A 13,918-nucleotide genomic window follows, 5' to 3' on the forward strand; every position below is an offset into this window, starting at 1 on the left:
TCGATCACGCCAAACCGGGCAACAGAACCTTCAGGCCGTCTGCAATCATCCCGATTGCGATGGCCGACAGGATCATGCCCATGAAACGGCTCATGATGACGCGGGCGTTTGCAGACAGCCGCTTGGCCAATGCCGATGCGTTCCAGAAGGTGATGAACAGCAAGAACAGCACCGCCAGAAAAACGCCCGAGTAGATCATGGCGTCAACTGGTTTGGAAACGTGGTGCGCATACAGGATCAGCGTCGTGATCGTGCCGGGCCCAACAAGAATGGGGAAGGCCAACGGATAGAAAGCTACGGTTTCGGGCTTGGGGTAGGATTGTTTTTCTCCTTCCGTCCCGTGATGAGAGGTGCTTTCGTTCCCGTTCAGCATGTTCAGCCCAATCATGAGAACAACCAACCCGCCCGCGACACGCAGGTCGTCCACGCTGATGCCGAAAAGACCAAGGGTTTTGTTGCCAACAGCGGCAAACGCTCCACCCAGTATCAGGCAATAAAGTGCGGTCTTGGTCGCGACCTTTCTTTGATCGGCGGGCGACAGGCCATCTGTCACGCTCAGGAAGACGGGCAGGTTGGTGATGGGGTTCATGATTGCGAACAACGCGCCGAAAAAACCGGCGGCAAGGGTGGGGTCCATTCCGTGTGCCTCAACTCAACCTGTATTGGATTGAAACCTGTCGCATTTTTCGCAAGTTTGAAAGAGGCCGCGTGATCGGGGTGTGGAAACTATGACCGGAAAACTGCTTGCTATTTTGTTGCTTGTGTCGGCTGGCATCGCTGGTGCGGCCATGTACTACTTACAGGTCTATGGGTTCTATTATTCGGTCGAACCCGGTTCGGATCAGGATGTCGTTCTTTTGTCCGCGGATGGTGAAACGTCCATTCCCCTTGAACACACCGCTTTTCAGGCGATTGACGCCGACAGCTCGCCGATCCGGTATCGGGCCTGTTTTGAGACAGAAGAAAACGCTTCGACTTTGTCAGCCTTCTTGCCTGCCGAAAGCCCCGAGCCGTTGACGGCCCCAAGCTGGTTCGAATGCTATGATGCGGTAGCCATCGCAGATGCTTTGAAATCGGGGCAGGCCCGCGCGTTTGTAGGGGTCAAAAACATCCACTACGGCGTTGATCGCATTGTCGCCATTACAGAAGATGGCAAAGGTTTTGTCTGGCACGCGCTAAATAATTGCGGTGAGAAAGCCTATGACGGAACGGTAGTGGGTGAGGAATGCCCACCCCGACCGGAGAGTTGAGGGCCCCATGAACGACGCCGCGCTGCACGTTCCTAATTTTCTTACCGCGACGCTTGGCATCGCGGTTTACCTGATCGGGGCCGAGATCAACGCGCGCGTCGCTTTGCTGCGTCAGTTCAACATACCCGAGCCGGTCACGGGCGGTTTGCTTGCCTCGTTCACTCTGTTGTTTTTGTACCTCGTCACCGGCCTTGAGCTGAGTTTCGATCTGTCTGCCCGCGATTTCCTGTTGATCGTGTTCTTCGCAGGGATCGGGCTGAACGCTCGGCTGTCCGATTTGATTTCTGGCGGCAAGCCTCTGTTTCTGCTTCTTATTTTGACGTTAGTTACGATTGTCGCTCAGAATGTGGTTGGAGCGGCAGGCGCGGTGGCGTTCGGCTATCCGGCACAGGCAGGGGTTCTGTTCGGCTCGGCTGCCCTGATCGGTGGTCATGGAACTGCGATCGCCTGGGCGCCTGAGGTCGGCGCGGTCACCGGTCTAAGCGGCGCCACCGAATTGGGGGTCGCCGTGGCGACTCTGGGTCTTGTACTGGCGGCGGTGGTTGGCGGGCCGATTGCCCGCTTTTTGGTTGAAGGCAAGAACCTGACGCCTGACCGCCCAAACGAAGAGCATACGGTCGGCCTGCCTGAGGACGCCACCGAGGCCGAGGCTAAGATCGACCACCTGACCATCATGCGCGTTCTGCTGTATCTGAATTTGGCGATCATCTTTGGATATATGCTGAATGGGGTCATTGAGGCGGCGGGGCTGAGGCTGCCTCTGTTCGTGCCCTGCCTGATCATGGGGATCGTCATCGCAAATATCCGCACGGCCCTGGCCCCCAACGCGCCTCCCGTGTCGCGGACACCGTCACTGGCTTTGATCTCGGAATTCTCGCTGGGCGCGTTTTTGGCCATGTCGTTGATGAGCTTGCAACTGTGGACTATCGCTGAACTTGGAATGGCCATTGTCGTGATCATGGCCGCGCAGACGTTGTTTGCGGTGATGTTCGTAATCTGGGTGCTGTTCCCGGTGATGGGCAGCAACTACCGCGCCGCAGTTCTGGCCGCCGGGTTCGGAGGGTTCGCCTTGGGTGCGACACCTACCGCTATTGCCAATATGACCGCAGTGACCAAGAGATATGGTCCATCGCCTATTGCCTTTATCGTGCTGCCCCTTGTATCCGCCTTCTTTGTGGATATCGCCAATGCAATCGTCATCCAGACGATCGTCAATTTCTAAGGACTGACAATGCCCGACCTGCTGATCGAACTGTTCTCTGAAGAGATCCCCGCGCGTATGCAGACCCGCGCCGGTGAGGACCTGAAAAAGCGGATCACCGACGGTCTGGTCGAGGCCGGTTTGACCTATGCCGGGGCCGCCGCCCTGACCACGCCGCGCCGTTTGACGCTGGCAATCGAGGGCTTGCTAGCGGAAAGCCCCACCATTCATGAAGAACGCAAGGGGCCTAAAGTGGGCGCCCCGGACAAGGCGATTGAGGGCTTTTTGCGTGGTGCAGGTTTGACCCGCGATCAGTTGGAAGAGCGCGAAACCCCCAAAGGCGCAGTCTATTTCGCCACCATCGAAAAAACTGGACGTCCGGCTGCCGAGATCGTGGCCGAAGTGCTTGAAACCACCATTCGCAATTTCCCGTGGCCCAAGTCGATGCGCTGGGGCAGTGGACCATTACGCTGGGTGCGCCCGCTGCACTCGATCCTTTGCATTCTCAGCGATGAAGCGGGCACAACAGTTGTTCCGCTTGAGGTCGAGGGGATTAAATCCGGTGACACAACGGCCGGTCATCGTTTCATGGCGCCGGATCGTTTCGCGGTTTCGTCGTTTGACGATTATGCTGCCAAGCTGAAACGCGCGTTCGTCGTCCTGAACCCTGCGGACCGGGCCGAGCATATCTGGAACGACGCGCAAAACATGGCGTTTGCTGCTGGTTTGGAAGTGGTCGAGGATAAGGGCCTGCTGGCCGAGGTCTCGGGGCTGGTCGAATGGCCCGTGGTGCTGATGGGCAAGATCGACGACGAATTCCTCGACCTGCCGCCCGAGGTATTGCAGACCTCGATGAAAGAGCATCAGAAATTCTTTTCCGTGAAGAACCCCAAGACTGGCCGGATCGAACAGTTCATCACCGTAGCCAACCGCGAAACTGCCGACAATGGCGCGACCATACTGGCGGGGAACCAAAAGGTGCTGTCGGCCCGTTTGGCTGACGCGAAATTCTTCTGGGAGAATGACCTGCGCATCGTCAAATCCGACGGGTTTGAACCGTGGGTCGAAAAGCTGGATGCTGTCACGTTCCACGCGCAGTTGGGCTCGCAGGGTGAACGGGTTCAGCGCATCGCCGCGCTGACGCATGAACTGGCCGGAGCAACAGGTGCAACACCCGCGCTGGCGATGATGGCCGCGCAGGCGTGCAAGGCCGATCTGTCATCCGAGATGGTGTTCGAATTTCCTGAGCTACAGGGCCTGATGGGTCGCTATTATGCTGACGCCGCTGATCTGCCGATCGAGGTGGGGCAGGCGAGCGAGGAGCATTATTCACCCCTTGGTCCGTCGGATGATGTGCCAACCGAACCGGTTTCGGTGGCGGTTGCGCTGGCTGACAAGTTGGACACGCTGACGGGGTTCTGGGCGATTGACGAAAAGCCCACCGGGTCGAAGGATCCCTTCGCTCTGCGCCGAGCAGCGCTTGGGGTGATCCGGTTGATCCTGACCAACGATCTGCGCCTGTCGTTGAATGTTACTTTTGCAGGGGCGCTTGGCAAATTGCTGAAGCTGCCCGAATGGCAGGCTGCCTTGCTTGAGGCCAAGGCGAAGCAAGCCAAGGCCGAGGATGCCGAGGCCGCCGCGCAAGAGGTTCACGGGCTGGCCCATCAGGTCGAAGCAGCGACCGCAATCGTTACCAATGCCCCGGCAGACCTGTTGTCTTTCTTCCACGACCGCCTCAAAGTGTTCCTGCGCGATGAGGGCATCCGACACGACATCATCGACGCCTGTATCGCGATGGACGGCAATGATGACCTCAACCTGTTGGTCAAACGCGCCCGCGCGCTGAATGCGGTGATCGCGACCGAGGATGGTGAGAACCTTGTGCAGGGGTTCAAACGCGCCAACAACATCCTGACGCAGGCCGAGGAAAAGGACGGTGTCGAATACTCGTACGGTGCGGACGTGAAATTCGCGGAAACCGACAGCGAAAAGGCGCTGTTTGCGGCACTGGATCACGCACAGGGGCAGATCGAGGCGGCGCAAAAGGCCGAGGATTTCCCCACCGCCATGACCGCTATGGCCGCCCTGCGTGGTCCGGTGGATGCGTTTTTCGAGGATGTTCAGGTCAACACCGACAACGATATCCTGCGCCGCAACCGCCTGAACCTGCTCAGTCAGATCCGGCAGGTTTGTGCGCGCGTGGCTGACCTCAGCAAGATCGAAGGTTAAGCCAGATCGCCCTTGCGCCACTGGTGCAGGGGCTTATGCTGCGGTGAAACCAAAAGGTGCCGCAGTGCAGAATAACCCGCATACCACGCTTATTACTCCGACAGCGCCCGTTGCGACCACATCTCATGGTGGCCGGGCGAAATGTCTGCAACGCCTTGTTCGTCTGGACTTGCCTGTGCCACGCACGGTGGCTTTGTCCTTTGATGCCGTGCAAAAGATCGCAAGCGGTCAGGTTCCGGACATTGACGCAATTCTTGAACAGTTTGATCAGGCTGCGTTGCTATGTGTCCGCCCAAGCTCTGAGGATCCTGACTGGGGCGGGCCTGGCGCTATCCTGAATATCGGGATGAATGACGCGCGCTATGTGGACCTGTCCGATTCAATGGGTGTCGAAGCTGCGGCGGCGCTTTACCTGCGTTTTGTCCAAAGCTTTGCCGTCCATGTCGCACGTTTGGATGCCGACGTATTTGACGATATCGACTCTGACGGCCGCGAAGGTCTGAAGCTATCGCTTCGCGCGTACGAAGATGAAACGGACGAAGCCTTTCCCCAGGATAGAGGAGAGCAACTGGTTGCCGTTCTCCGCTCGATGGCGCGGGCTTGGGACGGGACGTCCGCGCGCCTGTTGCGGCAGGCCAAGGGAGCCCCTGCGGATGCCGGGCTGGGTCTGGTCATTCAGGAAATGATCCCCGGTGTCGGACAAGGCGAGTGTGGGTCGGGTGTGCTGCAACTGGTTGATCCCACGACCGGAATGCCGCAATTGACTGGCCGTTACCTTAGTCAGAGCCAGGGCCGCGATGCATTGGGCGAAGGCGTTTCCGCACTGTATTTGGAAAAGGACCCGCGCGGGACGTCTTTGGAAGACGTCGCGCCCGAGGCTTTTGCCGAACTTAAGGCGCACGCTGCCCTGATGCGCATTAAATTGCGCGAAGAGATGCAGGTCGAGTTTGTCATTGAAAACGGCCACGTCCATATTCTGGATGGCGTTCGCGTTCAGCGCAGCGCAAGGGCTTCTATGCGGATTGCCGTGCGGCTGGCCGAGGATGGTATCATCCCACCGCAAGAGGCCGTCATGCGGGTTGATCCGCATTCTCTGAACGAACTGTTGCACCGTCAGGTTCATCCCGAAGCGCGCCGGGATGTGCTGGCCACTGGCATCGCAGCCAGTCCCGGCGCAGCCACAGGAAAAATAGTATTCACCGCCGCCGAAGCGCAGGCCAGCGCAGCCCGGGGCGAGCCGTGTATTCTGGTCCGCCGCGAAACCGCGCCTGAAGACGTACGCGGGATGCATGCGGCCGTCGCGGTCTTGACCGAGAAGGGCGGGATGACCAGCCACGCAGCCGTTATCGGGCGCGGTCTGGGCCTGCCCTGTATCGTCGGCGCGTCCGAGATGCGGTTTCAGACGAAAAAGAAACTGCTGGCGGCATCTGACGGGCGTGTGTTCCAGACTGGCGATACGCTGACCATTGATGGGACCTCCGGTCAGGTTCTTGCCGGGCAGCCCGCGATGCTGGAAGCCGCGCTGGATGACTGTTTCCAAACGCTAATGGGCTGGGCCGATGCCGAACGCGACATCGCCATCCGTGCCAACGCCGATACACCCGCCGACGCGCAAACTGCGCGAAACTTTCTGGCGCAGGGGATCGGCCTGTGCCGGACCGAGCATATGTTCTTTGATCCCGGCCGCCTGATCGTGATGCGCGAGATGATCTTTGCGCAAACCTCGTCGGGCCGAGAGGCGGTGCTGGAACGGCTATTGCCGATGCAGCGCGACGATTTCGTGCAGCTTTTCCGGATCATGGAAGGTCAGCCCGTTTGTATCCGACTGTTCGATCCGCCTCTGCACGAGTTTCTGCCCACCACGCGCAGCGGTCAACGCGAGTTGGCCGAGGCGCTGGACCTTCCGGTGTCGGATGTCGAGCGCCGCGTCGCCGCCATGACTGAGTATAACCCGATGCTGGGGCTGCGCGGGGTTCGGCTGGGTGTCACTGTTCCCGAAATCTATGACATGCAGGCGCGAGCGATCTTCGAGGCAACGCTTGAGGCCAGCAAGAACGGTGCACCCGTTGTGCCCGAGGTGATGATCCCGCTGGTTTCGGCCAAGCGTGAGGTCGAGCTTGTGAAATCCCGTATCGATTCCGTCGCAGCCTCGGTTGCATCCGAACAGGGGCAGGAGTTCGAGTACCGTCTAGGGGTCATGGTCGAAACACCGCGTGCATGTCTGCGAGCGGATGAGATCGCACCACAGACTTCGTTTCTCAGCTTTGGGACGAACGACCTGACCCAGATGACCTATGGGCTTTCCCGAGATGACGCGGGGCGCTTTATGTCGGCTTACGTTCGGCAGGGTGTTTTCGCCGAAGACCCGTTCCACGTGCTTGATCCGGACGGTGTGGGCGAGTTGCTAAGATTGGGGGCCGAGCGCGGCAGACAGGCCCAGCCGGACGTGACTTTGTCCGTCTGCGGCGAGCACGGGGGCAATCCCGAATCAATTGCCATCTGCCGAGAGCTCGGATTCGATTATGTGTCCTGTTCACCGTTCCGCGTGCCGGTCGCTCGGCTGGCTGCCGCGCAATTAGCGATTTCGTCCAGACTTGGGGGTTGACACTTACCCTTTCCGCTAGGATTAGTAGGAAACAAAGCACGCCGTCGTCGATCATTTTTGACTTTACGGCGATTTTCCACTTGCTTTTCCGCGAAAACTGGACGTTTCCGTTTCAATTCGGTATGAGCCTCGTCGCGCCCGCCGGGGGAGGGTTTGGCGCGGAATGTGCCTGTGCGAGGTTATCTGATGCTACGATACATACTGGCTGTTGCCACATTGGCAGCAACCGTGCTGCCGAGTGTTTCCGTCGCTGAGAGGGAAACCACTGATACTGCCAAGCGTGAACTTGTGACGCGGAGCGAATTGCCCGGTCAGAATTTCCGTGAATATCTGAGTTTGTTCAAACCGCGAAAAACGGTTGAACCACAAAAAATGTCTTACTCGAAGTCATGGCTGGACGAACAGCCTGCGGCTGCGGGGGATGAACATTTCAAGTGTTTGGCCGAGGCGCTGTACTTTGAGGCCCGTGGCGAAAGCGTTCGCGGCCAGTTTGCTGTGGCCGAAGTTATTCTGAACCGTGTCGAAAGCAGCCGGTTTCCAGATTCGCTGTGCGGTGTGATCAAGCAGGGGACAGGCAAAAAGTACCAATGCCAGTTCACTTATACCTGTGATGGGCGCAAGGAAGTGATCCACGAGAAGAAGGCCTACGAGCGTGTGTCGAAAGTCGCGCGGGCGGCCATTGACGGTGTTGTCGGTGAAATGACCGAAGGTGCCACGCATTACCACACCACTGCGGTTCGCCCGTCCTGGTCGCGTGTGTACAAGGAAACGGCACGCATTGGCGTGCACATTTTCTACCGTCACAACTATCGGACGGCGAGCAACTAACTGACGCACCCGCGCTGGAAGCTTGCTGGCGCGGGATGTTTTTTGCCTTATGTTGCGGGCCGGGAGGCCCGTAATGAATTTGAACCGCAGACAATTCATGCAAACGACTGCTGCGGCGGTCGTTTTGCCCAGCTTTGGGTGGGCTTCATACCCTGCGCTTGTGGCTCAGGAAGCTTTGCAACAGATTGCCCCGGAAGGGTTTTCTGAGACGCGCGTCTGGACCTATGGCGGTCAGGTGCCCGGTTCGGAAATCCGGGTGTCTCAGGGTGCGCGCGTCCAACGAAGATTGTCGAACACTCTTCCGCAGCCGACAACCGTGCACTGGCACGGGATTCGCATCGACAACGCAATGGACGGTGTACCGGGTCTGACTCAGGACGTTGTTCAACCGGGGTCTTCCTTTGACTATGACTTCGAGGTCCCAGATGCCGGAACATATTGGTATCACGCGCATAATCGCTCGATGGAGCAGGTTGCGCGGGGGCTTTACGGGCCGCTGATCGTTGAAGAGGCGGTCGCGCCGGATGTCGATCGCGATCTGACATTGGTGTTGGATGATTGGCGACTGGACCCTGAAACCGCGCAAATCATGGACGATTTTGGGAATGGTCATGACCTGAGCCATGCGGGACGGTTGGGAAACCTTGTTTCCGTCAATGGGCGGTTTGATCCTGACTATTCGGTGGGCGGCGGCGAGAGGTTGCGTTTACGACTGATTAACGCGTCCAATGCCAGGATATTTGATCTCGGGCTGGACGGCCTGACCGGTTGGATCGTTGCACTTGACGGTATGCCCTTAGAGGGTCCGCTAGAGGTCAGCGACAGATTTCCCCTGGCACCGGCGCAAAGGGTAGACCTGATCGTGGATGTCCGGGCAGAACCTTTTGGTACTGCGAACCTCGTGAGTTTTGAAAGGGACGGTAGCTATGGGCTGGTTCGGTTCGGCGTTTCCGGCCCGTCGAAACCTGCTCGAGCCGGAATTACGCCATTGGCCCCGAACCAAATGCCTGAGGTCTTGGTTGAGGATACTCCTCTGCATCGAATGGAGATGCAGGGAGGCGCGATGCGTTGGCTGGACACGGCAAGGATCGGAGAGACAGAGCTTTCGGGGCAGGAACTGGCTCAGCTCGGGCGGTTTTGGGCATTGAACGGCAATGCCGAGCGACCGGCAGAGCCGTTTTTGGATGTCCAAAAGGGGACGACCCATAGGATCGAGTTCGTCAACGAGACTGCGTTTCCACACGCGATGCACTTACACGGTCACCATTTTCGCCTGATCCTTCAGGACGGGACCTTGGGCCCATGGCGCGATACTGTTTTGGTTGAGCGTGGGCAAACCCGTCAAATCGCACTTGTGGCGGATAATCCGGGCGACTGGCTGTTGCATTGTCATATGCTGGGACATGCTGCTTCGGGTATGATGAGCTGGTTCCGCGTCACCTGACGCCGCATTCGACGACTAGAAAGGCGTTTGTTGCGGTGTTATACGCGCCCGCATCGTTTAATTTGGGTAAGCCCGTCCCAAAAGCCCGAAAAGGTTCGCTGCATGAGTTCCGAAATCCGTCTTGCCTTTGCGCACCCCTCTGAGCGGTCCGAGGCAACTGCCACTCTGGGGCCGTTGGATCGCATTTCTCTGCGCGACCATATTGTCGAAGTTGAGATCGGCGCATTTCAGGCGGAGCGCGGTACGACGCAGCGCATCTGCTTTAACATAGTTGTTGAAGTGCGCCCGCTGACCGATCCTATCGACGATGATGTTGACCGGATTTTGTCCTATGACCGGGTGACAGAAGCAATCGCATATGAACTGGCCGCCGAGCGTCTAAACCTGCTGGAAACTCTGGCCGACCGGATTGCGGAACGGATTTTGTTTGAGCCTCAGGCTGTAAGGGCTTTTGTAAGAATAGAAAAATTGGATCGCGGCCCAGGTGCCTTGGGCGTTGAGATCGTGCGTGGCCGGGATATGGCCCATCATGATCTGGTCGAGGAAGAGCGCCCGCACCCGCGACTGGTATTCTTGTCGAACGAGGCCATTGCGTCCGACAATCTGACCGGTTGGATTGATCAGTTGGAGAACCGTAAACGCCCGCTGATCCTGTGTGTCGGGTCCGCAGATATGGCGGTTCCGCAAACAGGGCACGCGATGACACAGCGTCGGATTGACCTGCTGGCCATCGAACAAAATGCTTGGGTGCTGGCCGCGCGGGATCATCGCTGCGTCGTTGTGTCGACCCGAACGGAACTGGATTGGGCGATGAAGAACGGCCAGATTTGCGTATGGGCACCGTCCAAGATTGTTCTAGACGCAGTGGATGGACCGTCTGCTGCTCCTTCTGATGCAGTTGCATTGGCCGCATGGTTCGCCGCGACTTTTGAGGCCAGCGAGATGATGGTGATCGGTGGGGGCTTGCCCGAAGCGCCGAAAACCCCGTTGCGTGCAGTACCCGTGGATCAGGCGCGACTGTGACAGAATACTACCGCCCTTTGGTTCAGCATGGCCCGGCTCGTCCCGATGGGGCAGTAGCCTTGGCTGGGCAGCAGCTTTGGTTTTCTCACGTAGAGCGGCTTAGCCGCGTGGATGCCCCTGTGGTTCTTCCGGTAGGCGAAGTACCGGATCAGGACTTGGATCGCTTGACGAGACCACGCCAGCCGGTTGCTGGTCTGGCGATGGACCGCCCTCAGATCATGGGTATCTTGAACGCCACGCCCGACAGTTTTTCGGACGGTGGGCTTCACAACTCGGTCCATGCGGCACAGGCGGCTGCGCGGGCTATGGTTGACCATGATGCAAGCATTCTGGACATCGGCGGTGAATCCACACGGCCCGGTGCCTCTTTTGTGCCTGAAGCCGAAGAAATCGCGCGGACCGAACCGCTGATCAGGGCAATTCGGGCTGAAACGAATGCGCTCATTTCCATAGATACGCGCAAATCTTCGGTTGCAAAGGCCGCGTGGAAGGCGGGCGCGGGGCTGATCAATGATGTCTCGGGCTTCACTTTTGATCCGCAACTGGCGCCGTTTTGTGCCGAGGTTGGTGCGCCGGTCTGCATTATGCATATGCAGGGTGATCCGGCCACGATGCAGGATAATCCCACTTATGATGACGTTCTGCTGGATGTGTATGATTTTCTAGACGGCCAAGTGAATTATCTGGAGCGGCTGGGGCTGGACCGCAGCAAGGTCCTGGTCGATCCGGGGATTGGCTTTGGCAAATCCGAGGCCCATAACCTGACTCTGCTCCAGAACCTCAGCCTGTTTCACGGGTTGGGCTGTCCGATTCTATTGGGTGTATCGCGCAAGGGCTTTATCGGCCAGATCGGCAAAGAGATGCGCAAGGATGCCCGTGCGCCGGGGTCGATTGCAGTCGGGTTGGCAGGTCTGGCACAAGGGGTGCAGATCCTGCGGGTACATGACGTAGCTGAGACGGCTCAAGCCTTGCGTCTTTGGGCTGCCGTCCGGTAAGCCATCTACAGGCAAGAATTTACGGAGTGACATCTATGCGCAAGCTGTTCGGAACCGACGGGGTGCGGGGCACCGCGAACACGCATCCGATAACGGCTGAGATGGCCCTTCGCATCGGTGCGGCGGTTGGGCGGTATTTCCGCCGTAGTCAATCCGGAGCACACCGGGTGGTAATCGGTAAGGATACGCGTCTGTCAGGCTATATGCTGGAAAGTGCTTTGACGGCCGGTTTGACGTCGACAGGTATGAACGTGCTTTTGCTTGGGCCGGTGCCGACTCCGGCGGTGGGTCTGATGACCCGATCAATGCGTGCTGATTTGGGGGTCATGATCTCAGCGAGTCACAATCCGGCGGAAGATAACGGAATTAAGTTCTTTGGTCCTGACGGGTACAAGCTGTCCGATCAGGCCGAGATCGAGATTGAGAAACTAATCGAAGAAGGTGTGCGCCCAGCCCAAGCGCAGAATATCGGGCGTGCGCGGAGGGTTGACGATGCGCGTTTCCGCTATGGTGAGCGTATCAAGTCGTCATTGTCCCGCGATTTACGACTGGACGGGTTGAAGGTCGTGGTGGACTGTGCAAACGGTGCCGCGCACCGGACCGCGCCCGAGGTTCTTTGGGAACTGGGGGCCGAGGTTGTTCCCGTTGGCGTTGCGCCCAACGGCAAGAACATCAATTTGAACTGTGGTTCAACCAAGCCGCAACTGGCCGCAGAAACGGTTGTGGCGCATGGTGCAGACGTTGGGATTTGCCTTGACGGTGATGCGGATCGCGTCGTCATGATCGACGAACACGGACAAGTGGCCGACGGTGATCAGTTGATGGCATTGCTGGCAACCTCGTGGGCCAAGGCCGACAGGCTTAATGGCGGCGCTTTGGTTGCTACGGTCATGTCAAACCTTGGGTTGGAGCGGTATCTCATCGCTCAGGGGCTGCGGCTGGAGCGAACGGCGGTCGGCGACCGTTATGTGGTTGAGCGGATGCGTGAAGGCGGGTTCAATCTGGGTGGCGAGCAATCCGGCCATATCGTCATGAGCGATTTTGCGACGACCGGCGATGGTCTTATGGCGGGGCTGCATTTCCTGGCCGAGATGGTCCATTCTGGCCGCAAGGCGTCCGAGCTTTCGGCGCAGTTCGAAACCGTGCCTCAGTTGTTGAAGAACGTGCGTTATGCAGACGGGCAGACGCCGTTGGAATCCGCAAGCGTTCAGGCCGCAATCGCGGATGCCGAGGCGCGTTTGAACGGGCAGGGGCGTCTTCTTATTCGCAAGTCTGGGACCGAGCCGCTGATCCGTGTCATGGCAGAATGCGAGGACGATGCCTTGTTGGGTCAGGTCGTCGACGGTATCGTGGCCGAAGTCGAGGCTGTTACCGGTTAATAACCGAACAGCATCCTGCGCAGGCTAAACCATTGGCTGATCGCCAAGCCGGTCAGGATCATGGCAAGGGCGACGAAGAACCGAAGTGGCAACGCTTCGGACAAAATCCATGCGCCAAAAACCATTGACCAGATTGGGACCTGGTAATTCACCAGCGTCAGAAAAACCGATCCTGCGCTGCGGATGATCGAAACGCGCAGCAATGTGGCAAGCGCCGTTGGCACGAGGCCAAGTGCAATGATGGCTAGGCTTGGTCGAGTACCTTCCCATGCCGGCAACCCTTCGGTCATCAACATGATGGGAAGCAAGATGATCGCGCCAACCAACAGGGTCAGGGCGGCCAGAACCACGGGGTCAATCGGTGGGCACCGTCGTGTGAAGATGGATGCGCAGGCGTAGCAAAGAGCGGCGCTGACGCAGGCCAGTTGGGCCAGAGGTTCCGTGCCTTGCCCGATCTGCGCCAATCCCGGTCCGATCAGCACCAGCGCGCCGGAAAATCCAAGACATACACCCACAAGGCGGCGCGCATTCAGAGGCTCATCCGAGAAGAAATGCGCCAGCGGCAGAACCATCAGCGGAATTGCGGCCATCGACAGGCCTGCAAAAGCTGATGGTACAAATTGCTGCCCCCAGCTCAACAACAGGAAGGGCAGGGCCGAGGACAGGATGCCGATGATCACAATCGACCACCACAGTGCCGCAGAAAATCCCGGCATCCGACGTTTTGTGACGGCCATAAGCCCCAGCAACGTCACCGCACCCAAAGTGGTGCGCGCGGTCGCGACTGTGATCGGTCCGTACCCTTCAAGCGCCATGGCGACGACCATGAATGTGCCGCCCCAGATCAGGCCCAGAGAGAATACACCGCTCCAGTCGCGGGATGTGGGTTGATTGACCATTTACACCCTCCGGCCCGGACAAAAAGGGCGACCCGTGGGCCGCCCTTTCGCACTATCCCAAAAGG

The 13,918-nt window shown here is 58.5% G+C and carries 11 protein-coding genes; 9 read left to right on the forward strand and 2 right to left on the reverse strand.

The features are described from left to right. Positions 1–4 precede the first annotated feature (4 nt). Positions 5–637: a MarC family protein gene (locus GOX75_RS02815; protein ID WP_171121081.1), complete on the reverse strand. Its 633-nt coding sequence runs from the start codon at positions 635–637 to the stop codon at positions 5–7. A gap of 91 nt (positions 638–728) precedes the next feature. Between GOX75_RS02815 and GOX75_RS02820 the strand changes: the two genes are divergently transcribed. The 9 genes from GOX75_RS02820 to glmM all read left to right on the forward strand — a co-directional run bounded on the left by GOX75_RS02820 (position 729) and on the right by glmM (position 12,954). Next, a complete protein-coding gene (locus GOX75_RS02820) occupies positions 729–1,250 on the forward strand; it encodes a DUF6446 family protein (protein ID WP_171121082.1) in 522 nt (173 codons plus the stop codon). Between the two features lie 7 nt (positions 1,251–1,257). After that, entirely contained in the window at positions 1,258–2,472 is a 1,215-nt protein-coding gene (gene gltS, locus GOX75_RS02825) for a sodium/glutamate symporter (protein ID WP_171121083.1), read from the forward strand. A gap of 9 nt (positions 2,473–2,481) precedes the next feature. Next, entirely contained in the window at positions 2,482–4,680 is a 2,199-nt protein-coding gene (gene glyS, locus GOX75_RS02830) for a glycine--tRNA ligase subunit beta (RefSeq protein ID WP_171121084.1), read from the forward strand. Between the two features lie 43 nt (positions 4,681–4,723). After that, positions 4,724–7,285, forward strand: a complete 2,562-nt coding sequence (locus GOX75_RS02835; protein WP_171121085.1) for a pyruvate, phosphate dikinase — start codon at positions 4,724–4,726, stop codon at positions 7,283–7,285. A gap of 186 nt (positions 7,286–7,471) precedes the next feature. Next, positions 7,472–8,113 (forward strand): cell wall hydrolase, encoded by a 642-nt coding sequence (locus GOX75_RS02840; RefSeq protein WP_171121086.1) that lies wholly within the window; start codon positions 7,472–7,474, stop codon positions 8,111–8,113. A gap of 73 nt (positions 8,114–8,186) precedes the next feature. Then, positions 8,187–9,557, forward strand: a complete 1,371-nt coding sequence (locus GOX75_RS02845) for a multicopper oxidase family protein (protein WP_171121087.1) — start codon at positions 8,187–8,189, stop codon at positions 9,555–9,557. A 102-nt stretch (positions 9,558–9,659) separates the two neighbouring features. Next, positions 9,660–10,580 (forward strand): dihydroneopterin aldolase, encoded by a 921-nt coding sequence (locus GOX75_RS02850; RefSeq protein ID WP_171121088.1) that lies wholly within the window; start codon positions 9,660–9,662, stop codon positions 10,578–10,580. Beyond that, positions 10,577–11,575: a dihydropteroate synthase gene (gene folP, locus GOX75_RS02855; protein ID WP_171121089.1), complete on the forward strand. Its 999-nt coding sequence runs from the start codon at positions 10,577–10,579 to the stop codon at positions 11,573–11,575. Before GOX75_RS02850 ends, folP begins: the two co-directional genes overlap by 4 nt. A gap of 35 nt (positions 11,576–11,610) precedes the next feature. Further along, positions 11,611–12,954 (forward strand): phosphoglucosamine mutase, encoded by a 1,344-nt coding sequence (gene glmM / locus GOX75_RS02860; RefSeq protein WP_171121090.1) that lies wholly within the window; start codon positions 11,611–11,613, stop codon positions 12,952–12,954. Here glmM and GOX75_RS02865 read toward each other — a convergent pair. Continuing rightward, complete coding sequence (locus GOX75_RS02865; RefSeq protein WP_171121091.1) at positions 12,951–13,853, reverse strand: DMT family transporter; 903 nt, start codon at positions 13,851–13,853, stop codon at positions 12,951–12,953. The two genes, glmM and GOX75_RS02865, sit on opposite strands and share 4 nt — an antisense overlap. Between the last annotated feature and the right edge of the window lie 65 nt (positions 13,854–13,918).

This window comes from Ruegeria sp. HKCCD7251 (assembly GCF_013031165.1).
In the GTDB taxonomy this organism is placed as follows: Bacteria; Pseudomonadota; Alphaproteobacteria; order Rhodobacterales; family Rhodobacteraceae; genus Ruegeria.